Source organism: Thalassovita sp. ABM4_323, assembly GCF_056158665.1.
Genome location: NZ_JBSWTS010000007.1, coordinates 2,120,858 through 2,145,371, shown reverse-complemented (window position 1 = coordinate 2,145,371; position 24,514 = coordinate 2,120,858). Strand labels below are relative to the sequence as shown.

The 24,514-nt window shown below is 61.0% G+C and carries 17 protein-coding genes and 2 tRNA genes; 5 read left to right on the top strand and 14 right to left on the bottom strand.

Going from position 1 to position 24,514, the window contains the following annotated elements; all coding sequences use genetic code 11:
* Window positions 1–23: 23 nt before the first annotated feature.
* The 9 genes from murD to ACXADQ_RS13030 form a co-directional block, all read right to left on the bottom strand.
* Window positions 24–1,454 (bottom strand): UDP-N-acetylmuramoyl-L-alanine--D-glutamate ligase, encoded by a 1,431-nt coding sequence (gene murD, locus ACXADQ_RS13070; protein WP_475321119.1) that lies wholly within the window; start codon window positions 1,452–1,454, stop codon window positions 24–26.
* Between the two features lie 133 nt (window positions 1,455–1,587).
* Entirely contained in the window at window positions 1,588–2,670 is a 1,083-nt protein-coding gene (gene mraY / locus ACXADQ_RS13065; protein ID WP_475321116.1) for a phospho-N-acetylmuramoyl-pentapeptide-transferase, read from the bottom strand.
* A 36-nt stretch (window positions 2,671–2,706) separates the two neighbouring features.
* Window positions 2,707–4,140 carry a UDP-N-acetylmuramoyl-tripeptide--D-alanyl-D-alanine ligase gene (locus tag ACXADQ_RS13060; protein WP_475321114.1) on the bottom strand — a complete coding sequence of 478 codons (1,434 nt, stop codon included), beginning with the start codon at window positions 4,138–4,140 and terminating at the stop codon, window positions 2,707–2,709.
* Window positions 4,137–5,621 (bottom strand): UDP-N-acetylmuramoyl-L-alanyl-D-glutamate--2,6-diaminopimelate ligase, encoded by a 1,485-nt coding sequence (locus ACXADQ_RS13055; RefSeq protein WP_475321112.1) that lies wholly within the window; start codon window positions 5,619–5,621, stop codon window positions 4,137–4,139. The genes ACXADQ_RS13060 and ACXADQ_RS13055 overlap by 4 nt, the downstream gene beginning before the upstream one ends.
* A 31-nt stretch (window positions 5,622–5,652) precedes the next feature.
* Window positions 5,653–7,437: a peptidoglycan D,D-transpeptidase FtsI family protein gene (locus ACXADQ_RS13050; protein WP_475321110.1), complete on the bottom strand. Its 1,785-nt coding sequence runs from the start codon at window positions 7,435–7,437 to the stop codon at window positions 5,653–5,655.
* Window positions 7,434–7,772 (bottom strand): cell division protein FtsL, encoded by a 339-nt coding sequence (ftsL, locus tag ACXADQ_RS13045; RefSeq protein WP_475321107.1) that lies wholly within the window; start codon window positions 7,770–7,772, stop codon window positions 7,434–7,436. The genes ACXADQ_RS13050 and ftsL overlap by 4 nt, the downstream gene beginning before the upstream one ends.
* The gene (gene rsmH / locus ACXADQ_RS13040) at window positions 7,772–8,749 is read right to left on the bottom strand and encodes a 16S rRNA (cytosine(1402)-N(4))-methyltransferase RsmH (RefSeq protein ID WP_475321102.1); all 978 of its coding nucleotides are present in this window, start codon (window positions 8,747–8,749) and stop codon (window positions 7,772–7,774) included. The genes ftsL and rsmH overlap by 1 nt, the downstream gene beginning before the upstream one ends.
* Window positions 8,749–9,243, bottom strand: a complete 495-nt coding sequence (gene mraZ, locus ACXADQ_RS13035) for a division/cell wall cluster transcriptional repressor MraZ (protein WP_475326078.1) — start codon at window positions 9,241–9,243, stop codon at window positions 8,749–8,751. The genes rsmH and mraZ overlap by 1 nt, the downstream gene beginning before the upstream one ends.
* A 691-nt stretch (window positions 9,244–9,934) precedes the next feature.
* A complete protein-coding gene (locus ACXADQ_RS13030; RefSeq protein WP_475321097.1) occupies window positions 9,935–11,011 on the bottom strand; it encodes an Mrp/NBP35 family ATP-binding protein in 1,077 nt (358 codons plus the stop codon).
* A gap of 264 nt (window positions 11,012–11,275) precedes the next feature.
* On the opposite strand from ACXADQ_RS13030, the gene ACXADQ_RS13025 reads away from it, so the two are divergent.
* Entirely contained in the window at window positions 11,276–11,494 is a 219-nt protein-coding gene (locus tag ACXADQ_RS13025) for a DUF1127 domain-containing protein (RefSeq protein ID WP_475321093.1), read from the top strand.
* A 456-nt stretch (window positions 11,495–11,950) separates the two neighbouring features.
* Here ACXADQ_RS13025 and ACXADQ_RS13020 read toward each other — a convergent pair whose 3' ends face one another.
* On the bottom strand, window positions 11,951–14,575 hold the full coding sequence (locus ACXADQ_RS13020) for an ATP-dependent helicase (protein WP_475321089.1): 2,625 nt from the start codon (window positions 14,573–14,575) through the stop codon (window positions 11,951–11,953).
* 117 nt (window positions 14,576–14,692) lie between these two features.
* On the opposite strand from ACXADQ_RS13020, the gene ACXADQ_RS13015 reads away from it, so the two are divergent.
* The 4 genes from ACXADQ_RS13015 (at window position 14,693) to ACXADQ_RS13000 (ending at window position 20,032) form a co-directional block, all read left to right on the top strand.
* A complete protein-coding gene (locus ACXADQ_RS13015; protein WP_475326077.1) occupies window positions 14,693–15,823 on the top strand; it encodes an alpha-hydroxy acid oxidase in 1,131 nt (376 codons plus the stop codon).
* A 277-nt stretch (window positions 15,824–16,100) separates the two neighbouring features.
* Window positions 16,101–19,538: a pyruvate carboxylase gene (locus ACXADQ_RS13010; protein WP_475321084.1), complete on the top strand. Its 3,438-nt coding sequence runs from the start codon at window positions 16,101–16,103 to the stop codon at window positions 19,536–19,538.
* Window positions 19,539–19,704: 166 nt separating this feature from the next.
* Window positions 19,705–19,779, top strand: a tRNA-Gly gene (locus tag ACXADQ_RS13005).
* A 178-nt stretch (window positions 19,780–19,957) separates the two neighbouring features.
* Window positions 19,958–20,032: transfer RNA gene (locus tag ACXADQ_RS13000), tRNA-Gly, on the top strand.
* Window positions 20,033–20,152: 120 nt separating this feature from the next.
* Here ACXADQ_RS13000 and ACXADQ_RS12995 read toward each other — a convergent pair.
* From ACXADQ_RS12995 to ACXADQ_RS12980, 4 genes are all read right to left on the bottom strand, one after another.
* Window positions 20,153–20,662 carry a CarD family transcriptional regulator gene (locus tag ACXADQ_RS12995; protein ID WP_475321080.1) on the bottom strand — a complete coding sequence of 170 codons (510 nt, stop codon included), beginning with the start codon at window positions 20,660–20,662 and terminating at the stop codon, window positions 20,153–20,155.
* 278 nt (window positions 20,663–20,940) lie between these two features.
* Complete coding sequence (gene fdxA, locus ACXADQ_RS12990; RefSeq protein WP_420566943.1) at window positions 20,941–21,279, bottom strand: ferredoxin FdxA; 339 nt, start codon at window positions 21,277–21,279, stop codon at window positions 20,941–20,943.
* 49 nt (window positions 21,280–21,328) lie between these two features.
* Window positions 21,329–21,703, bottom strand: a complete 375-nt coding sequence (locus ACXADQ_RS12985) for an RNA-binding S4 domain-containing protein (RefSeq protein WP_475321075.1) — start codon at window positions 21,701–21,703, stop codon at window positions 21,329–21,331.
* 7 nt (window positions 21,704–21,710) lie between these two features.
* Window positions 21,711–24,503: a helicase-related protein gene (locus ACXADQ_RS12980; protein ID WP_475321073.1), complete on the bottom strand. Its 2,793-nt coding sequence runs from the start codon at window positions 24,501–24,503 to the stop codon at window positions 21,711–21,713.
* Between the last annotated feature and the right edge of the window lie 11 nt (window positions 24,504–24,514).

Below are 24,514 nucleotides of genomic sequence, written 5' to 3'. Positions count from 1 at the left end.
GCCCCTCTGCGCCTTTGGCGCATTCACCCCGGGGTATTTGAGCCAAGAAAAAGCGCGTCGAGTGCCGCCTGAACACGGGCGGTGAAATCTTCGCCGCGCTGCTCGAAGCTGTCGTACTGATCGAAACTGGCTGCCGCGGGAGCGAGAAGGACCGTATCACCCGGCTGGGCCTCGGCTACGGCGCGGGCGACGGCAAATTCCATATCGGTGCAGACTTCGGTGTCGATACCGTCCAGCTGCATCGCGAAATGAGCGGCCTCGCGACCGATGACATAGGCTTTGATCACGTTCGCGGCCGCTGCGGGCAGTTGGTCCAGACCGCCCTCTTTTTCCAGCCCGCCGCAGATCCAGCGGATATTCTGGAAGGCTTGCAGGGCCTTGGCGGCGCTATCCACATTGGTGGCCTTGGAGTCATTCACGTAGCGCACGCCATTTGCTTCGGCGATGGTCTGGCTGCGATGCGGCAGGCCCTGGAAGGTGTGAAAAGCGTCCTCGATCAGGCGCGGCGCCAGGTTCAGCGCCCGACAGGCCGCATAGGCAGCGCAGGCATTCTGATGGTTATGCGCTCCGGGCAAGCCCGTGATCTGGCGCAGGTCAATCGAGCCAGCTTGCCGCCCCTTGCGATACTCGCTGAGGAACCCTTTGCGTGTCCAGACCTGCCAGCCGGGACCGGTGAGTTTGCGATCTACCGACACTTGAATGACGCGCGCGTCCGCTGCCCCTTCGGCCAACTGGTTGGCCAGGTACTGCCCTTCGGGCTCGTCCACACCGATGATGGCGCGATCGGGGCCGCCTTCGGCGAACAGGCGTCGCTTGGCCGCGAAATAGCCCCCCATGCCGCCGTGCCGATCCAGATGATCGGGGCTGAGATTGGTGAAAACGGCCACATCCGGTGTTAAAGCGCGGGCCAGATCGGTTTGATAGCTGGACAGCTCCAACACCACCACGCCGCCATCTTCGGGCGGGTCGATATCCAGCACACCGCGCCCGATATTGCCCGCCAATTGCGAGGGACGTCCGGCCTCGCTCAGCACATGATGGATCAAGGCCGAGGTGGTGGATTTCCCGTTCGAGCCCGTCACCGCGATCACCCGCGGCGGCGTGTCGAAATTGTCCCATTCCCCATTGGCGACCGAGCGGAAAAATAGCCCGATATCATTGTCCACAGGCACACCAGCAACCCAGGCCGCCGCCACCACCTTGTTGGGTTCGGGGTACAGATGGGGAATGCCGGGGCTGACGATCAGACTGGCGATGCCCTCGAACGCGCCCGGTTTCTTCAGATCCCGGGTGGTGAAACCCTCGGCCTCGGCGGCCTCGCGCGCCGCTGGGTTGTCATCCCAGCAAACGGGCGTAGCCCCCCCTGCCCGCAACGCTCGCGCGGTTGCCAGCCCCGAGCGTCCAAGCCCCAGAACCGCCACATCACGCCCTTCGAAACCTCTGACCGGAATCATACCGCCCACTCCTGCGCTTGCCCCCCTAACCGCCGTGCGCGACGGTGAGAACGGGGCGCATCATCTTGCTTTTTCTTGGCCCAAATACCCACTGCGGACCCGCGCCACACACATGACGCTGCGGCACAAACGCCTACCGAACCTTCAGCGTCGCCAGCCCGATCATGGCCAGGATCAGCGCGATGATCCAGAACCGGATCACGATCTGAGGCTCGGCCCAGCCTTTTTTCTCGTAATGGTGATGGATCGGCGCCATCAGAAACACGCGCTTGCCCGTGCGCTTGAAATACAACACTTGGATGATCACCGACAGGGCCTCGACCACGAACAGACCGCCGACGATGGCCCAGACGATCTCGTGTTTGGTGGCAACGGCGATGGCGCCCAAGGCCCCGCCCAGCGCCAGCGATCCAGTATCGCCCATGAACACCGCCGCGGGCGGCGCGTTATACCACAGGAATCCCAGCCCTCCGCCGATCAGGCCAGCCACAAAAATCAGGATCTCGCCAGTGCCGGGCACATAATGCACGTCCAGATATTCGGTAAAGTCGACACGCCCCACCGCATAGGCAATCACACCCAGCGTCCCGCTGGCGATCATCACCGGCATGATGGCCAACCCGTCCAAACCGTCGGTCAGGTTCACCGCATTGGCCGAGCCAACAATCACGATCATCGCGAAGGGAATGAAAACAAAGCTCAGGTTGATCAGCGTGTCTTTGAACACTGGCAGCGCCAGTTGGTATTGCAGCGCTTCGGGGTGGTACATCGTGGCCCAGTATCCTGCGATACCCGAAATCAGAAAGCCCAGCAAAAGCCGCACTTTACCGGGCACACCGGCGGTATTCTGTTTGCTGACCTTGGCGTAATCATCGGCAAAGCCAATCAGGCCAAAGGCCATGGTCACGAACAGCACCAGCCACACAAACGGATTGTCCAGCCGCGCCCACAGCAGGGTCGAGCTCAGCAGCGCCCCCACGATCAGCAACCCGCCCATGGTGGGGGTGCCTGCCTTAACGAAGTGCCCCTCGGGGCCGTCATCGCGGATCGGTTGGCCTTTGCCCTGCTTGCGGCGCAGCACGTTGATCAGAGGCTGCCCGAACATAAAGCCGAACAGCAGCGCCGTCATGAAGGCCCCGCCCGACCGGAAGGTGATGTAGCGAAACAGGTTGAAAAAATCGCCACCATCCGACAGCTCGGTCAGCCAATACAGCATATGTTCAGTCCTTCCACTCCGACCAGCCGTCGGCAGTTATTCCGATTGGGGGGTCCCTTGGCGCAGTTTCTTGATGGCGTCAACAACCAGAGACACTTTGCTGCCCTTGGAGCCCTTCACCAGCACCACGTCACCGGCATCAATCAGCCGATGGGCGCGTTTTGCCATGGGTTTGGCCTCTTCTGTCCAGTCTCCGCGCTTGGCCGGGGGCAGTTTCGACCAAAGCTTGTTCATCCGCGGCCCGACGCAATGGATGATGTCGATGCCCTGCAAAAAGGGCAGATCGGCGATGGCTTCGTGCAGCTCCATCTGATCGGGACCCAGTTCCAGCATATCGCCCAGAATGGCAACGCGCCGCCCGCTGGCAACGCGCCCCACACCGTCAATCGGTCGGGCGGCGGCCAGGACCTCCAGCGCGGCGGCCATCGAGGTTGGGTTGGCGTTGAACGCGTCGTCGATCAGCTCAAGCGCCTGATCCTCCATCACCCGGTCCAGCTGGATGCGTTCGCGGAACCCCCGGCCTGCGGGCGGCAACCACAAAGCGATGTCGCTGGCGGCCATGGTCGTGTCCATCCCCAGCGCCTGCGCCACGGCCATCACCCCCATCGCGTTGACGGCAAAGTGGCGCCCTGCGGCCATCACCTTATAGAGCACAGGTTTGCGCCACGCGCGCCCTTGCGCGACGGTGACGTCATCCACCAGTTTCACATCCGTCAGCCTGTGATGGTTGCGCGACGCCTCGCCAAAGGTGATCAGTCGGGCCCCATAGCGGCGCGCGGTGTCTTCCAATATGTGACTGGTCGGCAGATCGCCATTCACCACGGCCACGCCACCCAATTCAAGCCCTTCGAAAATGCTGGCCTTTTCGTGGGCGATGCCCTCCAGGTTTTCGAATGCCTCCAGATGGGCGGCAGCGACGGTGGTGATCATTGCCACATGCGGGCGGGCCAGCCGCGCCAGCGGAGCAATCTCGCCCGGGTTGCTCATGCCAATCTCGATCACGGCATAGTCCGCATCGGCGGGCATCCGCGCCAGTGTCAGCGGCACGCCCCAATGGTTGTTATAGCTGGCCTCGGCGGCGTGGGTCTTGCCCTGCCCGCCCAGCACCGTGCGCAACATTTCCTTGGTCGAGGTTTTCCCAACCGATCCCGTCACGGCCACGACCTGCGCCTTGGTTCGCGCGCGGGCGGCAATGGCCAGGGCCTCCAGCCCCTCAAGCACGTCAGGGACGATCAACAGCGGCGCATCGTCCGCCACCCCCTCGGGAACGCGGCTGACCAAGGCGGCACCAGCGCCTTTTTCCAGCGCCTGAGCAACGAAATCATGGCCATCGCGCGCGGCCTTCAGCGCCACAAACAGATCACCGGGCTGGATCGTGCGCGTGTCGATGGATACGCCCTCGACGGTCCACTCTCCGACGGCGCGCCCGCCTGTTGCGGCGGCAGCATCTGCGGCTGTCCAAAGGCTCATGCCAATCCCCCGTCCAGCGCCATTACGGCCACGCTGGCTTGTTCCACATCATCAAAAGGCAGCACGTCGTCGCCGACAATCTGCCCGGTTTCATGCCCCTTGCCCGCGATCAACAACGCATCGCCCGGGCCCAATGCATCCACGCCGCGCAGGATCGCCTCGGCCCGATCGCCGATTTCCAGCGCCTCAGGGCAGCCCAGCATCACCGCTTGCCGGATCACCGCCGGGTCTTCTGAGCGCGGATTGTCATCGGTCACGATCACCAGATCGGCATTTGCCGCCGCCGCCTGCCCCATCAAGGGCCGTTTGGTCGCGTCACGATCCCCGCCCGCCCCAACGATGGCCACCAGACGCCCCATCACATGCGGGCGCATCGCCTTCAGTGCGGTCGAAACTGCGTCTGGCGTGTGCGCATAATCGACAAAGACCGAGGCCCCGTTTTCGCGCGCTGCGGCCAGTTGCATCCGGCCCCGGACCCCCTTGAGATGCGGCAGGGTTTCAAACACGCGCTCGGGGTCCTCGCCACAGCCAATCACCAACGCGGCGGCCAGCAAGACATTTTCCGCCTGAAACCCACCGATCAACGACAGATGACACATATGCACCTGATCTTCATAGGAAAAACGGATTTGCTGGCCTGTGGCCTCGAACCGCTGCCCCAACAGGCGCAGGCGCGCCTGATCGCTGCGCCCGACGGTTAGAACAGCCTGCCCGCGCGCGCCTGCGATCCGGGCCATATCCGGCCCGCGCGGATCGTCGATGTTGATCACGGCCACGCCGTCCTCGGACAGGACGCGATCGAACAGCCCTGCCTTGGCGTCGAAATATTCCTCGAAGGTTTTGTGGTAGTCCAGATGGTCCTGTGTGAAATTCGTGAACCCGGCCGCGCGCAGATGCACGCCATCCAGACGGCGCTGTGCCAACCCGTGCGAGGAGGCCTCCATCGCGGCATGCGTCACACCAGAGTAGGTGATCCTGGACAGCATCCGATGCAGGATCACGGGTTCGGGCGTGGTATGCGCCAACGGAGCCTGGAACGCGCCCTCCACTCCAGTGGTTCCCAAATTGACCGCATCATGGCCCAGTTCCGTCCAGATCATCCGCGCAAAGGTGGACACCGAGGTTTTCCCGTTGGTCCCCGTGACCGCGATCATGATTGGCGGCTGCGCCCCGAACCACAGTGCCGCGCTATAGGCTAATGTCTGGCGCGGGTCTTCGGCGATGATCAGCGCCGCATCGGACATGGCCAGATCCTCGGCCGCCAATTGCGCCCCTTCGGCATCGGTCAGGATAGCGGTGGCCCCATATTCCAGCGCGGACTTAATGAATTTGGCCCCATGCACCGCTGTTCCGGGCAGGGCTGCGAACAGAAAACCAGGAGCAACCTCGCGGCTGTCTACCGCCACGCCCGAGACCACAGCATCACGCCCGGCCTGCGCGGTCAGCCCAAGTTCTGAAAGTGATTTGACCTGTCCCGACATGCGCGTGCCTTTCCCGGCCCTGAATTCCGGCCTAGTTCGATGTCAGCGTTATATCAGCCCGGCCCTCGGGTTCAATCGTGGGCCGCAGCCCCAACATCGGCGCGATCCGGCGGATCATCTCGGCGGCGACTGGCACGGCGGTCCAGCCCGCTGTGCGGCGCGGTTTGGGGCCCGTGGTGTCAACGGGTTCGTCCAGCGTCACCACCAGAACATATTTGGGATCATGCACGGGAAAGAGGCTGGCAAAGGTGGCGATCACCTTGTCATCATAATAGCCGCCCCCGTTTTCCTTGGGCTTGTCGGCGGTGCCGGTCTTGCCCGCCACGCCATAGCCTTCGACCTCGCCAAAGCTGGCAGTGCCTTCGGTGACCACCTTGCGCAGCATATAGCGCGAGGCCTCGGCGGCTTGCGCAGAAATCACGCGCTCGCCCTTTTGCGATTCAGTCTGGCGCAGGATCGTCGGTGTGATCTGAAAACCGCCATTGGCAATCGCGGCATAGCCCGCCGCCAGATGCAACGGCGTCGCCGACAGCCCATGCCCGTAGGAAATTGTCATGGTCGACAGTTCGGACCAGTTGGGCGGCAGCAATGGTTTGCCACCGCTGGCCTCGGTGATCTCCAGCGGAGTCGGTTTGAAGAAGCCCAGGCGGTTCAGGAATTCCTTTTGACGCTGCACCCCGATCATCTGGGCAATCCGCGCCGTCCCGATATTCGAGGACTTCACGATCACCTTGGTCGTGCTGAGGGACGAGCCATAATCGTGGAAGTCGCGAATGCGGTGTTTGCCCCAGCGCAAGGGGCCACGCGTGTCGATCTCGGTATTCGGGTTGACCAGCCCCAACTCCATCGCCTGTGCGGCCGCGAAAATCTTGAAGGTCGAGCCCAGCTCGTACACCCCCTGAACCGCGCGATTGAACAGCGGGCTGTCGGCGGCGTGGCCCTGAATCGGCGGACGCGGCCGATCGTTGGGATCAAAATCCGGCAAAGAAACCAAAGAGATAACCTCGCCCGTGTGCACATCCATCAGCACGGCCGCGGCCCCTTTGGCATTCATCAGGCGCATCCCGCCCGACAGAACGCGTTCGGCAGCGTCCTGCACCGCCAGATCCAGCGAAAGCTGCAAGGGTTTGTCCGCCCGCGCCGGATCGCGCAGATAGTCATCAAAGGTGCGCTCGATCCCGGCCACGCCGATCACCTCGGCGGCATTCACATCCTCGACGCCGAAACTGGCCCCACCCAGCACATGCGCCGCCAATTTGCCATTCGGGTACAGGCGCATTTCGCGCGGGCCAAACAACAGGCCGGGTTCGCCGATATCATGCACGGCTTGTTTCTGTTCCGGGCTCAGCTTGCGGCGCAACCACAGGAATTTCCTCTTGCCAGTGAATTGCTTCAGCAGCTTTTCCTCGGTCAGCTCGGGGAACATCAGCGCCAGTTCGCGCGCCGCGCGTTCCGGTTCGATCATGATCGGCGGCTTGGCATACAGCGAATAGGTCTCGATATTCGTGGCCAAAATCCGCCCCTGACGGTCAACAATGTCGGCCCTTTGCGCACGAATATCAGCGCCGGCCACACTGGCGCGGGGCTCGGTCGGTTCGGTCGAGGCCAAAACCCCCATTCGCAACCCGATCACCGCATAGGCGCAGAAAAATGCCAGCGCCAGGATCAGCAGGCGGCTTTCGGCACGGGCGCGGGCCTTGTCGCGCATTTGTTCGTGGCGCAGACGGATGTTTTCGCGCTCAATCGCATCGGGGTTTTCCCCCTTGCTGCGGGCGTCCAGAATGCGGGCCAAAGGGCGCAGCGGAGTACGTATCATTCCTGCCCCCTCACCTCGATCGAGTCCGAAACACGCGCCAGCGGGTCCTGACTGGGATAGGCGACCTGATCCACGCGACCAAATTGCTTGGGCGAGAACACCATGAGCTCCAGTCGTTCATAGTTAATGACAGCCAGCTCCCGCAGACGATCCGGGCGGTTCAAATAGGCCCACTCGGCGCGCAACATGCCCAAACGCGCGCGCGATTGCGCGATCTTGCGATGCAGATCGTCCGCGCGATCCAGCGCGGCCTGGGTCTTGTAGTTTTCGTGATACGCCCAGAAAGCAGAGCCGATAACCGCCAGGGCCGTCAGGACATAAAGAACACTGCGCATTACCGTTTCCCTTTCCCCAACATTGGCATCCCCAGTTTTTTGCGATCTGTCACGCCCGCAGGGACATCCGTGCGGATGCCCACCCGCAGTTTTGCGCTGCGCGAGCGTGGGTTTTCTTCCAGCTCTTGATCATCCGGGCCGATCGCCTTGCGGCTAACCTGCTGAAATTGCGCCGGTTCCTCGTGTGCCTGGGGCGCGTATCGGTTGCCCCCTGACACCCCGGCGCGGGATTGAAAGAACCGTTTGACCATGCGGTCTTCGATCGAGTGAAACGTCACCACGGCCAGTTTCCCGCCGGGTTTCAGCGCGCGCTCTGCGGCCTCCAGCCCACCGATCAACTCGTCATATTCGGCGTTCACCGCGATGCGCAGCGCCTGAAAACTACGGGTCGCAGGATGCGATTGCCCCGGCTTTTTGCGCGGCAACAAGCGTTCGATCAGTCCGGCCAGTTGCAAGGTCGTGGTAAAGGGCTGCGTCTCGCGGTCTTTGACGATCGCACGTGCAATACGGCGACTGGCGCGTTCTTCGCCAAAGGTAAACAAAATGTCGGCCAGTTCGGTTTCAGACGCGGTATTCACAATGTCCGCAGCGGTGGGGCCAGACTGGCTCATCCGCATGTCCAGCGGGCCCTCTTTCATGAACGAAAACCCGCGCTCGGCCGTGTCCAATTGCATCGAGCTGACGCCCAGATCCAACACGATCCCATCCAGATCGCTGGTGTAGTCGTCCAGCTTGGAAAATACGCCCTGCACCAGTTCCAGCCGGTCGCCGTATTCGCCAATCCAGGGCGCGGCCATCTCGAATGCCAGCGGATCACGGTCCACGCCGATGACCTTGTCAGCGCCTTCGGCCAGCAACCCGCGCGTATAGCCGCCCGCACCAAAGGTACCGTCCAACCAAACCCCAGAGACAGGCGCGACCGCTTTCAGAAGCGGCCGCAGAAGAACAGGAATATGAGGGTTATTGGCGTCCGACATCAGTCATCCCCCAACTCGTCCAGCAGGGCCAGTGGATCAGCCCCCGGCCCCATTTCCTCGATCCAGTCCTCAGCGAATTGCGCGTTTTCTTCGTCGAAGGTTTCAGGCTTCCAGATCTCGAAGGTTTCCCCCATGCCGGCGAAATACGCGGTGCCGTCCAGGTTGATCTTGTCGCGCAGCATTTGCGGCAGAACGAACCGGCCATCGCCATCCAGCTCGGTGGTGCGGGCCAGGTTCAGGATCATGCGCTCCATGATCTTGCGGCGCTTCGAGCCACGCGGCAGCGCGCGAATTTCTTCGGCCAGCGCTTTGAAGCCGTCGAACGTGTAGACAATCAGTTGTTTTTGGGTGGTGTGACCATACACGATCACCATGCGGGGACGGCCAGTGCTGGCGGCCAGCGGGTCGCCTTCGGAAAGTTCATGACGAAAATCGGAAGGGATCGACACGCGTCCCTTTCCGTCCACCTTGAAGGTGTGCTCGCCTATGAACATGCCGGCCAAAGCGGCGCTCCTTTACCTGTCCCTGCCCGTTTCCGGGCCTTTTCACGGAAAACGGCGAATTGAGCTGCTGCCACTGCCCAATTCGCCGCCCTCGTCCCGCCTTGCGGGGTGTGTCCAGCTGCGCGCGCCACCTGGGGGGATGTCTGCTCGCCCGCGCGCCGGATCTCTTGGTTCGATGAAAGCGGAGCCTGTATGAAACCTGCTTTTTATTGATTTGGTTCGGGGTCTTGCTGCCCCTATGCCCGTTCTCATTCGATGAACCATGGATGCCATGGGAATTCATGGAAATCAACAGGAATTCGAGGGATAGATGTGGCATCCGAGCGAAATCAGCCCCGGTCGATTCGATGTGACTCCCATAGAAACACGCAAATTCAAGCACAAATTGCCGCAACCCGAATCACAGGCACTAGATATAGTGGCAGCACCTCTCACCCATCGGATTTGAGAATTCCCAAAGTTTTTTTGTGAGTTGGTCGGCGTTTCGACCCTCGAATGCCCCGAAACAGAGCTGAATCCATGGAAATCCCGCCAATTCCCGTGACCTCACGCCGAGTCACAGCGTGTTCAGCCAAAGTGATTCGCGCCCACCCTCGTCATCCGAAGGCAGGCGCGCTGCAATTCCCGTGAATTCCCAAGGGTTCCATGTAATCCCGCACCGATCCGGTGCGGCCCCATGGAGTTAGGCCATTCCGCCCTGAACCAAACGGTCCGCCAGCTGCGCATAGGCCTGCGCCATCGGGCTGTCCCCCGTCGCGATGGGCGTTCCTGCGTCCCCGGCCAGGCGCGTCTCCAGATCGATGGGCAGTTGCGCCAGCAAAGGCACGCCCAGTTTGTCGGCCTCGTCCGCGACACCCCCATGACCAAAGATATGCGCCTCGTGCCCGCATTTGGGACAATGATAGACCGACATGTTTTCAACCAACCCCAATACCGGCGTTTTCAGCGTGTTGAACATGTCGATGGCCTTGCGCGCATCAATCAGCGCCACGTCTTGCGGCGTCGAGACCACAATAGCGCCGGTCAACAAGGTTTTCTGACACAGGCTCAGCTGCACATCCCCGGTGCCCGGCGGCAAATCGATGACCAACACGTCCAGCTCGCCCCAGTCCACCTGGCCCAGCATCTGCTGCAAGGCCCCCATCAACATGGGCCCGCGCCAGATCACAGCCTTTTCCGGGTCCATCATCATCCCGATCGACATCAGCGTCACCCCGTGATTGTGCAACGGCGTGATGATCTTACCATCCGGGCTGGCGGCGCGTTTTGTCGTGCCCATCATGCGTTGTTGCGAGGGGCCATATATGTCGGCGTCCAGCAGGCCAACCTTGCGCCCCTGCTTGGCCAGCGCCACCGCCAGGTTTGACGAGACAGTGGATTTGCCCACGCCCCCCTTGCCCGAGCCCACGACAATGATCTTGTCAATTCCGGCGGGTTTGGTGGGGCCGGCCTGTGGCTTTGGATGACCCCCGACCTTGAGACTGGGGGCGGGCTGTTGCGGGGCCTGCGCAGGACCATGCGCCGTCAGCGCGACCGAGGCCTTTTCGACACCCGGCAGGGCCATCACCGCAGCCTCGGCCTGATCCCGAACCGCGGACAGAGCTTGGGCCGCCTGGGCATTCGGAGCCTCGATGACAAAGCTGACAACAGGGCCGTCGATTCGCATGGCCCGCACCAGGTCTTGCGTCAGCAAGGTCCCTCCGCCGGGGATCTGGATCTGGGTAAGCGCCTGCTGTACCTGTTCGCGCGTGACTGCCATCTGGGCCTCCTGTGCAAAAAGTCGCCGCAATAGGTGATGTATTTCCCCCGGGAAACAAGCCCCAAAACACCAAGAAAGCAGCCATTCTGGGAAAAGGTGGAAATACCCAGTTTCCACAATTGGTTCAGCGCTTTACGATAGGTCAACAATACTTATGCATTTCGCGCATAGCTGCAATGCAGCAAAAAGTATTGTGCAGATGCAGCAATTAGCTATCTTAGTCTCAACAGCGCAGGAAACGCGCAGAACAAGACGAGAAACATTATGGCTTACGCATCAGACATCCAAAGCGCCAGCACTGGCAACACTGATCGTTTCGCCGCCCTGATTAAGAACCTGGGCGCGCGTTACGCCCGGTACAAGACTTACCGTCGTACACTGAACGAACTGGCATCGCTGAACAACGCAGAACTGCGTGACCTTGGCCTGTGCCGCGCTCAGATCCGGTCGGTCGCCTACGAGCACGTCTACGACGCGCACTAAGAATTCAGTTCGGAGACCCCTCTCCTCCTCCCTGGGGTTTCTGGAAAAGCGACGACATCTCTCCTCCTCCCTGATGTCGTCGCACCAAATTCGGGCTCAACGCCCAAACGAATGCGACGCTCTCTCCTCCTCCCTGAGAGCTTCGTACTTAAGCGCGGCGATCTCCTCTCCTCCTCCCTGGGGATCGCCGCACTTACAACAGAATACGATAGGTCCGCCTCCTCCCTTGGTACCTATCGTTGTCAAGAGCGGCGACCTCTTCTCCTCCTCCCTAGAGGTCGCCGCATCCTTGACCAGAATACGACCGCCCTCTCCTCCTCCCTGGGTGGGTCGTTGATAAGACGGCGGTACCCTCTCCTCCTCCCTGGGTGCCGCCGTTTTCTATTTCAGGACATGCGAAAACAGCGGACCGCCCGGCACTGGGCTCCACTCGTGTTGGTAAATCTGGGGGGTGAATCAGAACGGGATGTCGTCATGCGCGGTCACAAAGCGCGACACAACGCGTTTGCTTCCGGCTTTGTCGAACTCGATATCCAGCTTGTCGCCGTCCACATCCACGACATTCCCATAGCCGAATTTCTGGTGGAACACGCGCGCGCCCACCTCGAAGGCCGCAACGGCCGTGGCGTCAATCGTGACATTGCGGTTCGACCGGGCGGACGCAACTGGACGCCGCGAGGCGCGTTCCTGCATCCGTTTCCATCCGGGGGAATCATAGCCGTCCGCCTCGGCGGCGCGGGCTTCGACACCTGACGCGGACCGCGCGGCCCCATAGCCACCGCCATACAGCCCCGGAGGCGTCAGCACATCCACATGGTCATCGGGCAATTCATCCACGAAACGTGACGGCATTTGTGATTGCCATTGGCCAAACACCCGCCGGTTGCTGGCAAAGGAAATCGTACACAGCTCTTCGGCGCGGGTGATGCCCACATAGGCCAGGCGACGCTCTTCCTCGAGCCCTTTCAACCCGGTTTCATCCATGCTGCGTTGCGAGGGGAACAACCCGTCTTCCCACCCCGGCAAGAAGACGGCGGGGAATTCCAGACCTTTGGCAGCGTGCAGGGTCATGATGCTGACCTTTTCGTCGCCCTCGCCCTGTTCGTTGTCCATGATCAGGCTGACATGTTCCAGAAACCCTTGCAAATTCTCGAACTGTTCCAAGGCCTTGACCAATTCCTTGAGGTTCTCCAAACGGCCCGGAGCCTCGGGCGTTTTGTCATTCTGCCACATGTTCGTGTAACCAAATTCGTCCAGAATGATCTGCGCCAATTCCACATGCGAGACCTCGGGCTCAGCAAATTGAGGCTGCGCAGCGCCATCGTCCAGCACGTCATCGCCCGCATCCCCGAACGCAAGAACCTGGCCACGAGTTATCCCGTTCCAGCGCCCCAGATCATCGACCAGCCGCCGCAAATTCGCACCGCCTTTGCCTTTGATCAGCCCATCCGCCAGCGCCAATCGCGCGCCTTCCAGCAGGGGCACGCCGTTGGCACGCGCGACCGCTTGAATGGTCTGCTGCGCCTTGTCCCCAAGGCCGCGTTTGGGAGTGTTCACGATCCGCTCGAACGCCAGATCATCGCTGGGCGAGGTCACGACCCGGAAATAGGCCATGGCATCGCGGATCTCCATCCGTTCATAAAATCGCGGCCCGCCGATCACCCGATAGGGCAAACCGATGGTCAGAAACCGATCCTCGAAGGCGCGCATCTGGTGCGAGGCGCGCACAAGGATCGCGATTTCATCTAGTCCGAAAGTCTGCGGCAATGGCAGGTTATCTTTTCCTGCCGCGGAAAATGCTTCAGCCCTTTGAAGGTTCACTTGATGGATATCACCATACTGGTTTCCGGAGACCTTCCCACCTTTAGCTAGTCGCTCAATTTCTTGGGTTGCTGACGTTGATCGTACATTTTTTCTTCGCTTGGCAATGGAAGAAGTTCCTGACTGCAAGGATTCGATCTCTTCCCCGACCCAGATCGCTTCGGCCTCGCCGTCCCAAAGGCCGATCAGCCGGACCTTTTCTCCGTCCTCGGCTTGGGTCCATAGCGTCTTGCCCAACCGTCCTTCGTTGCCCTTGATGACATTCGACGCGGCCGCCAGAATATGCGGGGTCGAGCGATAGTTCTGCTCCAGCCGGATCACCTCGGCGCCGGGAAAATCCTTTTCGAACCGCAGGATATTGCCCACTTCGGCCCCGCGCCAGCCATAGATCGACTGGTCGTCATCGCCCACACAACAGATGTTTTTGTGCCCGCCCGCCAGCAGCCGCAGCCACAGGTATTGGGCCACGTTCGTATCCTGATATTCGTCGACCAGGATATAGCAGAACCAGCGGCGGTAGCGTTCCAGAATGTCGTCATGGTTCTGGAAAATCGTGACCATATGGAGCAAGAGATCACCGAAATCCACGGCGTTCAGCTCGATCAGGCGGCGCTGGTACTGGTCATAGAGTTCCGTGCCACGATGGTTAAATGCGCTCGCTTCGGCAGCTGGCACCTGTTCCGGAGTCCAGGCGCGGTTTTTCCAGCTGTCGATGATCGAGGCCAGTTGCCGGGGCGGCCAGCGTTTTTCGTCGATATTATTGGCGCGGATCAACTGTTTCAGCAGGCGGATCTGATCATCCGTATCCAGAATGGTGAAATTCGATTTCAGGTGCAAAGAGCGTTCCAGCCCCCCCTGCGGCGCCTCAACGTCCACACTGATCAGCTCGGCATGGCGGCGCAGCAGCTTCACACAGATCGAATGGAACGTGCCCAGCCAGCCCATCCCCTCGGCGGCGTGCCCCAACAGATTACCCACGCGGTTTTTCATCTCGCGCGCGGCCTTGTTGGTAAAGGTCACGGCCAGAATCTCGTTCGGTTGAGCCCGCCCGGTATTCAACAGATGCACGATGCGCGTGGTCAACGCCTTGGTCTTGCCCGTCCCCGCGCCGGCCAGCATCAGAACGGGGCCATCCAAGGCTTCGACAGCGGCGCGTTGGGCGGCGTTCAGCTCGTCCAGATAGGACATCGGACGCGCCGCCATGGCACGCTGGGACAAAGAGGCGCCCTCGAAGGCATCGTTTTCATCAAAGTAACTCATAGCTGGCAATCTAGCGCCCCCGCGTCGCAAGATAAAGTGTTGTTCCCCGTATGTTCGCATATATTTCGTGATTGCACAGTGCTGGACATTCGCGGCATCCCGCGCCCAAATACCGCTATGGATCTGCACCAAAAATACCCTGCGATTTCCGATCTGAAAGCGCGTGCGCGTCAGCGGATGCCCTGGTTCGTGTTCGAATATCTGGACAGCGCCACCGGATCCGAGGCCACACAAGCGCGCAATCGCGCCAAGCTGGACGAGGTGTTGCTCATGCCCTCGATCCTGCACGGAGAGATCACGCCGGACCTGTCGGTCAATCTGTTCGGGCAAAGTCATCCCCTGCCTTTTGGTGTCAGCCCGGTGGGGATGTCGGGGCTGTTCTGGCCGGATGCGGAACGCCTGTTGGCGAGCGAGGCCACGCGCCAAGGCCTGCCCTATGGCCTTTCCACCGTGGCCAGCCGCACCCCCGAGGACGTGGCAGATTGTCTGGACGGCAACGGCTGGTTTCAGATCTATCCGCCGCGTGATCCCTCGATCCGATCAGATATGCTGAGACGGGCGCGCGATGCGGGGTTCCGCGTGCTGGTGCTGACCGTCGATGTCCCCGTGGCCAGCCGCCGCGAACGCCAGACACGATCCGGCCTGACCAGCCCGCCCAAACTGACACCGCGTTTGCTCGCACAGGTGGCGCGCTGTCCGGCCTGGGCGCTTGGAACCCTGAAACACGGGATGCCTCGGATGCGGCTGATTGATGGCTATGCGGATGCGGTGACGGGCCTTAGCTCGACCGAACACGTTGGATACCTGCTGCGCACCTCGCCGGATTGGGACTATTTGCAGGCACTGCGCGACGAATGGGATGGCCCTCTGGTGGTCAAAGGCGTGTTGGACGCGGGCGACGTGCCCAAGTTAGAGGCCGCAGGCGTGGACGGTATCTGGGTCAGTAATCACGCCGGCCGTCAGTTCGATGCGGCGCCCGCCAGCATCGAGGTGCTGCCCGCGATCCGGGCCGCGACGCAGCTGCCGGTGATCTTTGACAGCGGCATTGAGGGCGGGTTGGATATCTGCCGCGCGCTGACCCTGGGCGCTGATTTCGTGATGATGGGCCGCGCCTGGCACTATGCATTGGGCGCGCTTGGGTCTGCGGGCCCCGCTCATCTGACCGACATGCTGCGGCGCGATCTGCTGGCCAATCTTGGACAGCTGGGCGCCGCCACTTTGACTGATTTAGAGGCACGTTTGACCTGATTCGCCCTCTGCCTCGCCGATGCTAGCGCTAACAATACATGCAGACCACACGTTGCGCTGATAGGCTGAATGCAGCTGTGGGATGCTTGTTTTTGTCGTTATTATACAATAATGTCGTTTTTATTCCCGGGTATATGTAGGGCAAATACCTTTTATACCCCTGAATGTTACAGAAATCTTACGGACTCCGTACGACTAGGTATTGCGCTGCGACGCAGCAGAACGCTAGCAATGATCAACTTTCACCAGGACAGATGCCAATGAGGGGAGCTTTCTGATGCCTGATTTTCAAAAAATCCTGATCGCCAATAGGGGCGAGATCGCCATCCGCGTGATGCGGGCCGCGAACGAGCTAGGGAAAAAGACGGTTGCGATCTATGCCGAAGAAGACAAGCTGGGCCTACACCGCTTCAAAGCGGACGAGGCCTATCGGATCGGCGAAGGGATGGGGCCTGTCGCGGCCTATCTGAGCATCGAAGAGATCATTCGCGTCGCCAAGGAAAGCGGCGCTGATGCGATCCACCCGGGCTATGGCCTGCTGTCGGAAAATCCCGATTTTGTGGACGCCTGTGCCGCGAATGGCATCACCTTTATCGGTCCCAAGGCTGCAACCATGCGCGCGCTTGGCGACAAGGCCAGCGCCCGCAAGGTTGCCATCGCCGCCGACGTGCCTGTCATCCCCGCCACCGAGGTTCTTGGCGATGACATGGAGGCCATCAAGAAAGAAGCCGCCGAGATCGGCTATCCCCTGATGCTCAAGGCGTCCTGGGGCGGCGGCGGACGCGGCATGCGTCCGATCAACGCCGAAGACGAGCTGGAAGAAAAGGTTCTGGAAGGCCGCCGCGAGGCCGAAGCCGCCTTTGGTAACGGCGAAGGCTATCTGGAAAAGATGATCACCCGCGCCCGCCACGTCGAGGTGCAGATCCTGGGTGACCAGCACGGCGAAATCTACCACCTGTGGGAGCGCGATTGCTCGGTCCAGCGCCGCAACCAAAAGGTCGTGGAACGCGCCCCTGCGCCCTATCTGACGCAAGAACAGCGCGACGAGATCTGCGAACTTGGCCGCCGCATCTGCGCCCATGTGAACTATGAATGCGCGGGCACCGTTGAATTCCTGATGGATATGGACAGCGGCAAATTCTACTTCATCGAGGTGAACCCCCGCGTGCAGGTCGAACACACCGTCACCGAAGAGGTGACCGGCATCGACATCGTGCAGGCTCAGATCAAGATCGCCGAGGGCAAACCCCTGGCCGAGGCCACCGGCAAGACCGACCAGTCGGAAATCCGCCTGAATGGCCACGCGCTGCAAACCCGGATCACCACCGAGGACCCGCAGAACAACTTTATCCCCGATTATGGCCGCCTGACCGCCTATCGCTCGGCCACTGGCATGGGCATCCGTCTGGATGGCGGCACCGCTTATGCGGGCGGGGTGATCACGCGCTACTATGACAGTCTGCTGGTGAAGGTCACGGCCCATGCACAAACACCCGAGGCCGCGATCTCGCGGATGGATCGGGCGCTGCGCGAATTCCGTATCCGTGGTGTCAGCACCAACATTGCGTTCGTGGAAAACCTGCTGAAGCACCCGACTTTCCTGTCGAACGAATACACCACCAAATTCATCGACACGACGCCCGAGCTGTTCAAATTCGATCAGCGTCGCGACCGGGGCACCAAGGTACTGACCTATATCGCCGACATCAGCGTCAACGGGCACCCTGAAACCCAAGGACGCCCCAAGCCCGAGGATGTGAAGCTGCCCAAACCGCCCGCTAAGGGCGACGAAATCCTGCCCGGCACCCGCACATTGCTGGAGGACAAAGGCGCCAAGGCCGTGGCCGATTGGATGCTGGATCAAAAGCAACTGCTGCTGACTGACACCACCATGCGCGACGGGCACCAATCCTTGCTGGCGACCCGCATGCGCTCGATCGACATGATCCGCGTGGCGCCGGCCTATGCGGCCAACCTGCCCGGGCTGTTCAGCGTGGAATGCTGGGGCGGCGCAACGTTCGACGTGGCTTACCGCTTCTTGCAGGAATGCCCCTGGCAGCGCCTGCGCGACCTGCGCGCCGCCATGCCCAACGTGCTGACGCAAATGCTGCTGCGCGCGTCCAACGGCGTCGGTTACACCAACTATCCCGACAACGTGGTGCAGGAATTCGTGCGTCAGGCTGCTGACACCGGCGTGGATGTCTTCCGTGTGTTCGACAGCCTGAACTGGGTGGAAAACATGCGCGTTGCCATGGATGCGGTCGTGGACAGCGGCAAGATCTGCGAAGGCACGATCTGCTACACGGGCGATATTCTGGACCCGGATCGCGCCAAGTATGACCTGAAATACTATGTCGGCATGGCCAAAGAGCTGGAGGCCGCGGGCGCTCATGTTCTGGGTCTGAAAGACATGGCCGGGCTGCTGAAACCCGCCGCCGCGCGCGTGCTGGTGAAGGCCTTAAAAGAAGAGCTGTCGATCCCTGTGCATTTCCACACCCACGACACCAGCGGCATCGCGGGCGCAACCATTCTGGCCGCTGCCGATGCGGGCGTGGATGCGGCCGATGCGGCGATGGATGCCTTCAGTGGCGGCACCTCGCAGGCCTGCCTAGGCTCGATCGTCGAGGCCCTGGCCCATACCGACCGTGACACCGGCCTGGACATCGGCAAGGTGCGCGAGATCAGCGATTATTGGGAACAGGTGCGCGCGCAGTATGTGGCGTTTGAAAGTGGCCTGGCCGCCCCTGCCTCCGAGGTCTATCTGCACGAAATGCCCGGTGGCCAGTTCACCAACCTCAAGGCGCAGGCGCGCAGCCTGGGGCTCGAGGATCGCTGGCACGAGGTCGCCCACACCTATGCCGAGGTCAACAAGATGTTCGGCGATATCGTTAAGGTGACGCCCTCCTCGAAAGTGGTGGGCGACATGGCGTTGATGATGGTCAGCCAAAACCTGACCCGCGACGAGGTGGAAAGCGCCGACAAAGAGGTCGCCTTCCCTGACAGCGTCGTCGATATGATGCGCGGCAACCTGGGCCAGCCTCCGGGCGGGTTCCCCGACACCATCCTGAAGAAGGTGCTGAAGGACGAAGCCCCCAACACCGAACGCCCCGGCAAACACCTGCCCCCGGTCGATCTGGAGGCCGAGCGCACCAAGCTCAGCGCCGAACTGGACGGGATGGAGATCGATGACGAGGATCTGAACGGCTATCTGATGTATCCCAAGGTGTTCCTGGACTACATGGGGCGTCACCGCCAGTACGGCCCCGTGCGCACCCTGCCGACCAAAACCTTCTTCTATGGGATGGAACCGCGTGAAGAGATCTCGGCCGAGATCGATCCGGGTAAAACCCTGGAAATCCGTCTGCAAGCCATTGGGGAAACGGACGAAAATGGCGAAGTGAAGGTGTTCTTTGAACTCAACGGTCAGCCGCGCGTGATCCGTGTGCCCAACCGCCTGATCAAGTCCACCACTGCCGCACGTCCCAAGGCCGAGGCCGGCAACGAGGCCCATATCGGCGCGCCCATGCCTGGTGTTGTGGCCAGCGTCGGCGTCTCGGTCGGACAACAGGTCAGCGAAGGCGATTTGCTGCTGACCATTGAAGCGATGAAAATGGAAACGGGCATCCACGCCGAACGCGCAGGCACCGTCAAGGCGCTGCATGTCTCGCCCGGCGCTCAGATCGACGCCAAGGACCTGCTGATCGAGCTGGAATAACCAAGCCGACAGGACCAGGAAGGGCGCGCTTCTCGGCGCGCCCTTTTTCGTGTCAGGGCCGTGTCTGGGCAAGGTTGCGCCCGCCCGTTTGAATTTTTTCATCAAACCGTGATTTTCTGCTTGAACCCCCCGGTGATACGGCCTATTTCACGCCTCACCCAAGGAAGCGGGCGTAGCTCAGGGGTAGAGCATAACCTTGCCAAGGTTAGGGTCGGGCGTTCGAATCGCCTCGCCCGCTCCAAAATCTCCCTTCACAGGGAACACGAAAGACGCGGCTTCGGCCGCGTTTTTTCGTTTCTGCACGCAGCGATTTTGCCTCCTATCCCCCCGAAATCTATCCACAATTTTTTCGGTATTTTTGGTCGTTTTCCTCTTGCGCCGCGCGGGTCAATTTCTTATTTACCGCCTCACGAAATGGTGCGGGCGTAGCTCAGGGGTAGAGCATAACCTTGCCAAGGTTAGGGTCGGGCGTTCGAATCGCCTCGCCCGCTCCAATTCGAAATCCTCCGTAAAATTCAGGACTTTGCCGTCACGGCGCCCCTATGTCTGCGGGCATCCGCGCAGAAAAAATGGCGCCCGAAAGCGCCATTTCATCATCGGTTTGTCGCGTCGGATCAGGCCGCGCGGCTCATCAGGACATCGCCCACCTGCTTGGCGGCATCGCCTTCGTCAGCGCCCGAGACGGCGGCCACTTCGCGGGTCAGACGCTCCAGCGCTGCTTCGTACAGCTGACGCTCAGAGTAGCTCTGCTCGCGCTGATCGTCGGTGCGGTGCAGGTCGCGCACCACCTCGGCAATTGCGATCAGGTCGCCCGAGTTGATCTTTTGTTCGTATTCCTGGGCACGACGCGACCACATCGCGCGTTTGACCTTGGCCTTGCCCTTCAGCGTCTTCATCGCCTGGCTAACCACATCGGGCGAGGACAACGACCGCATGCCGATTTCCTGCGCCTTGTTGGTGGGCACGGACAGTTTCATCTTGTCCTTCTCAAAGGAGACGACGAACACCTCCAGCTTGAAGCCCGCGACGTCCTGCTCTTCGATGGACACGATTTGCCCAACGCCGTGGGCCGGGTAGACCACGTAATCGTTCGGGCTGAATTCCGATTTCTTTGCTTTGCTCATGCAATCCTTCCTTGCAAGGATCCCCATCATCAGGCGACAAGAAAACTGGCGGGGCAACGCATCGCCTCGTCAGTTTGTTTGTATTCGCATAGGCCCCCAAGGGCAGCAGCGCGAAGGCCAGATATCAAGTGATCTTCGTCATATGTCTGACATAATAGCACAAAATGCACCCAACTTAAACACTTGGGCTGCGACGCAGAAAAGCCCTTAAGAATAAGGGCTTTTGATCATATTCAGGCAGGAAAATCGGAAACGACCGCCCAAATGGCGAATTGGCCTTAGCCGCCTTCGCCCGGAGCTTCCGAGAAATACTTGGTCACCTTATCGGTTTCGCCGTCTTTCTCTTCATAGCCCGGCATGGGGTCCTTTTTGGACACGATCACCGGCCAGGCTTCCGAGTATTTGCGGTTAAACTCGACCCATTTTTCCATGTCCGGTTCGGTGTCCGGGCGGATGGCGTCGGCCGGGCATTCGGGTTCGCACACGCCGCAGTCGATGCATTCGTCGGGATGGATCACCAGCATGTTTTCACCTTCGTAAAAACAGTCCACCGGGCATACCTCGACGCAGTCGGTGTATTTACAGGCGATGCAGTTATCGATGACGACGTAGGTCATATTTCTCTTCCATCATTTTGTCTGGCCTTAGCTAGAACAATGGCCCTGATCATTCAAGTTCCCCAGCGCGACCAAGGTCGATCTTTCGTCTGTCGCGCTTGGTTGGACGCCCTTTGCCTTCAAATTTAGGCGTGGCAGGGACGTCGTCCTTGGGTTCGGTCATATCTTCGTACAGCGTTTGCGCTTCGGGTGCGGGGCCGCGCCGTGTTCCCAGGGCCAGGACCTTTACCACGCGAATCTGGTTCCCTTGCGGCAGCGTCAGCACGTCCCCCACGCTGATCCCATACGAGGCCTTGGCGATCTTGGTGCCGTTGACGCGTATATGCCCCCCCGTCACCTTCGAACTGGCCAGCCCGCGCGTTTTATAGAAACGCGCGAACCAGAGCCATTTATCGACACGCAGCTTTACGGTCGCGGTGGTCATCCCGCGATCAGCTGTTGTCTTTCAGCCCCATCAGCGCCGCTGCGAACGGGTTGTCGGGGTCGATCTGCTTTTCTTTCTTGGGTGGGCGGGATTCAAAGGTCTTGGCCTTGTTCGGACGCCCCCCCTTGGAGTTGCGACGCGGTTTGCCACCCTTGCGGTCATTGCGGGGACGGTCGCCCTGTTTGCCACGGGGGCGATCCCCACGCGGGCGGTTGCCGCCCTGACGACGCCCACCCCAGGTGAAGGTATAGAACACCTCGGTTTCGGGCTCGGCCGGAGCCGCAGCGTCTGCAGGGGCCTCGGCGGTGGCGTCAACCACGGTTTCAGCAGGCGCTTGGGCCGTTTCAGCCGTTTCCGCGGGTGTTTCTGGCTCGGTCGAGGCCTCAGGTGCCTCGGGCGCCGGGGTTTCGGCGGGGGCCGCCTTGACCTTTTCGCGCTCGCCCTTTTCGGCGGCATAACCCAGACCCTGCATCAGGTCCGCGAACTGTTCCAGCGTCATGCCGGTGATCGACAGCATGTCGGCCTTGGCTTCGAACCCGCCGCGGCTGTCTTCGGCGCGCAGCATATCCGCAAGACGCTCCAGCATATCGATCCGAATCGCGCGCTCGCCCGAGGCACGATAGCCGGACATCGCAAAGAACCCATCGGGCATGCCTGCCAGCGCCGGCACGGTCACCAGACCGGGCGGGGGCGCTTCGGGGAAGTCTTGCAGCCCCTTGGCCAGCGACCACAGCACCAGGCGCAGACGGGTCGGCGCGGGCTTCAGCAGCAGCGGCATGAAAATCGTGAACTGACCGAAACGCACACCGTGCTTGCGCAGGGTGCCGCGTGCGTCCTGATCCAGGGCTTTCACCTCGTCGGCGACCTGGCCGCGCGGGATGATGCCGAAGTTTTCAACCAGCTGGAACGCAAAACCACGCGCCATTGCGGGCAGTGCTTCATCTGCGCTCATGGCCAGCAGCGGTTCGAACAGCGCTGCGATCTTGCGATCAATGAAGTGCTGCAAACGGCGCTGCACTTTTTGCGCCACGTCCGCGCCAGCCTCGTCATCGACGAATGCGGTCACTTCGGGTTTCAGCGGATCAGCCCCCGAGACCAGCTTGCCCACGGCATGCTCGCCCCACATCAGGCCACCCTGTTCGGTAAAGTCGATCTCGGTATCGGGGGCGTTATAGAACCGGTCGGCGCGCAGATTGAAATGCGGCGCCAGCGCCTGCAGACTGGCCTGACGCAAAGTCTTTGCCTCTTGCCCAGTTGCGTCTTTATCCTGACGGAACCGGAACCCTTCCAAACGACCGACGAATTCGCCTTCGACGGTCACTTCACCCTGATCATTCACTTCGGCCAAAAGGGCCTCCTTCTGTTTGAGCCGCCGCAACAAAACCGATGTGCGCCGGTCCACAAATCTCTGAGTCAGTCGCTGATGCAGCGCATCTGACAGTCTGTCTTCTACAGCGCGAGTCTCTTCGCGCCAATGGGTTTCATCGTCAACCCAACCTGAACGCTGAGCGACATATGTCCATGTGCGAATAAAAGCCAGACGTTTCGACAATGTGTCAATGTCGCCTTCTGTCCTGTCAATCCGCTGCACCTGTTTGGCCAGCCAATCGTTGGGGACACGCCCATATTCGTGCAGATCGTTAAAGATCTGCTCCAACAAACCCACATGTTCGTTGTGACTGATCCCTCTGAAATCGGGAATGCGACAAACATCCCACAACAAACGGACAGATTGCGCATCACTGGCCCGTGCGCGGATTTCTGCCACTGATTGCAGCGATTTCAGCGCCTTCAGATCATCCGCGTCCCGCGCGCGCAGCAGCAATTCGTGTTTGGGCTGCTCTTCCAGGCTGCGGATCAGTGAATCGGTGCTGCCGAATTTCAGCGCCGCATTGCGCCACTGGATCTTGCGGATGGGGGTGAAGCGGTGCTCTTCGATGGCCTCGACGGTTTCTTCGAGCAGATCGGGGGCCTCGCCGGTGACGCCAAAGCTGCCATCCGACATGCCGCGCCCGGCCCGGCCAGCGATCTGGGCCAGCTCGTTGGCGTGCAGATAGCGCATCCGCCGCCCGTCGAACTTGATGATCGAGGAAAACGCGACGTGGTTGATATCCAGATTCAGCCCCATCCCGATAGCATCCGTGGCCACCAGGAAATCCACATCCCCGTTTTGATACAGCTCGACCTGAGCATTGCGCGTGCGCGGGGACAGAGCGCCCATCACAACGGCCGCCCCGCCCCGCTGGCGCCGGATCAGCTCGGCAATGGCATAGACGTCCTCGACCGAGAACCCCACGATGGCGCTGCGCGGTTTCATCCGGCTGATCTTCTTGGGGCCGGTATATGTCAGTTGCGACATGCGTTCACGGCGCATGAATTCAACGCCAGGCACCAGTTGGGCGATGGTGCTGCGGATGGTATCGGCGCCCAGAAACACGGTTTCGTGCAGACCGCGGGCGCGCAGCAGACGGTCGGTAAAGACATGGCCGCGCTCGGGGTCTTCGCACAGCTGGATTTCATCAATGGCCACGAAATCGGCGCCCATGCCGTCAGGCATCGCCTCGACCGTACAGACCCAGTATTGCGCGCGCGGCGGTACGATCCGTTCTTCGCCCGTGATCAGCGCCACCACCGAGGGCCCACGCGCGGCAACGATCCGGTCATAGACCTCGCGCGCCAAAAGGCGCAGCGGCAAGCCAATCACGCCGGTGCGATAGCCCAGCATCCGTTCGATGGCATAATGGGTCTTGCCCGTGTTGGTCGGCCCGAGGACAGCCGTGATCCGCGCATTCTGGGCCATGTGGGGCCGTC

Coding starts and splice junctions, on each gene's coding strand:
- rsmH (WP_475321102.1), bottom strand. CDS start 8,749: ATGTCGGACGCCAATAACCCTCATATTCCTGTTCTTCTGCGGCCGCTT.
- ACXADQ_RS13055 (WP_475321112.1), bottom strand. CDS start 5,621: ATGTCGGGACAGGTCAAATCACTTTCAGAACTTGGGCTGACCGCGCAG.
- ACXADQ_RS13025 (WP_475321093.1), top strand. CDS start 11,276: ATGGCTTACGCATCAGACATCCAAAGCGCCAGCACTGGCAACACTGAT.
- ACXADQ_RS13030 (WP_475321097.1), bottom strand. CDS start 11,011: ATGGCAGTCACGCGCGAACAGGTACAGCAGGCGCTTACCCAGATCCAG.
- mraZ (WP_475326078.1), bottom strand. CDS start 9,243: ATGTTCATAGGCGAGCACACCTTCAAGGTGGACGGAAAGGGACGCGTG.
- murD (WP_475321119.1), bottom strand. CDS start 1,454: ATGATTCCGGTCAGAGGTTTCGAAGGGCGTGATGTGGCGGTTCTGGGG.
- mraY (WP_475321116.1), bottom strand. CDS start 2,670: ATGCTGTATTGGCTGACCGAGCTGTCGGATGGTGGCGATTTTTTCAAC.
- ACXADQ_RS12985 (WP_475321075.1), bottom strand. CDS start 21,703: ATGACCACCGCGACCGTAAAGCTGCGTGTCGATAAATGGCTCTGGTTC.
- ACXADQ_RS12980 (WP_475321073.1), bottom strand. CDS start 24,503: ATGGCCCAGAATGCGCGGATCACGGCTGTCCTCGGGCCGACCAACACG.
- ACXADQ_RS13020 (WP_475321089.1), bottom strand. CDS start 14,575: ATGAGTTACTTTGATGAAAACGATGCCTTCGAGGGCGCCTCTTTGTCC.
- ACXADQ_RS12995 (WP_475321080.1), bottom strand. CDS start 20,662: ATGAGCAAAGCAAAGAAATCGGAATTCAGCCCGAACGATTACGTGGTC.
- ACXADQ_RS13050 (WP_475321110.1), bottom strand. CDS start 7,437: ATGATACGTACTCCGCTGCGCCCTTTGGCCCGCATTCTGGACGCCCGC.
- ftsL (WP_475321107.1), bottom strand. CDS start 7,772: ATGCGCAGTGTTCTTTATGTCCTGACGGCCCTGGCGGTTATCGGCTCT.
- ACXADQ_RS13015 (WP_475326077.1), top strand. CDS start 14,693: ATGGATCTGCACCAAAAATACCCTGCGATTTCCGATCTGAAAGCGCGT.
- fdxA (WP_420566943.1), bottom strand. CDS start 21,279: ATGACCTACGTCGTCATCGATAACTGCATCGCCTGTAAATACACCGAC.
- ACXADQ_RS13060 (WP_475321114.1), bottom strand. CDS start 4,140: ATGAGCCTTTGGACAGCCGCAGATGCTGCCGCCGCAACAGGCGGGCGC.
- ACXADQ_RS13010 (WP_475321084.1), top strand. CDS start 16,101: ATGCCTGATTTTCAAAAAATCCTGATCGCCAATAGGGGCGAGATCGCC.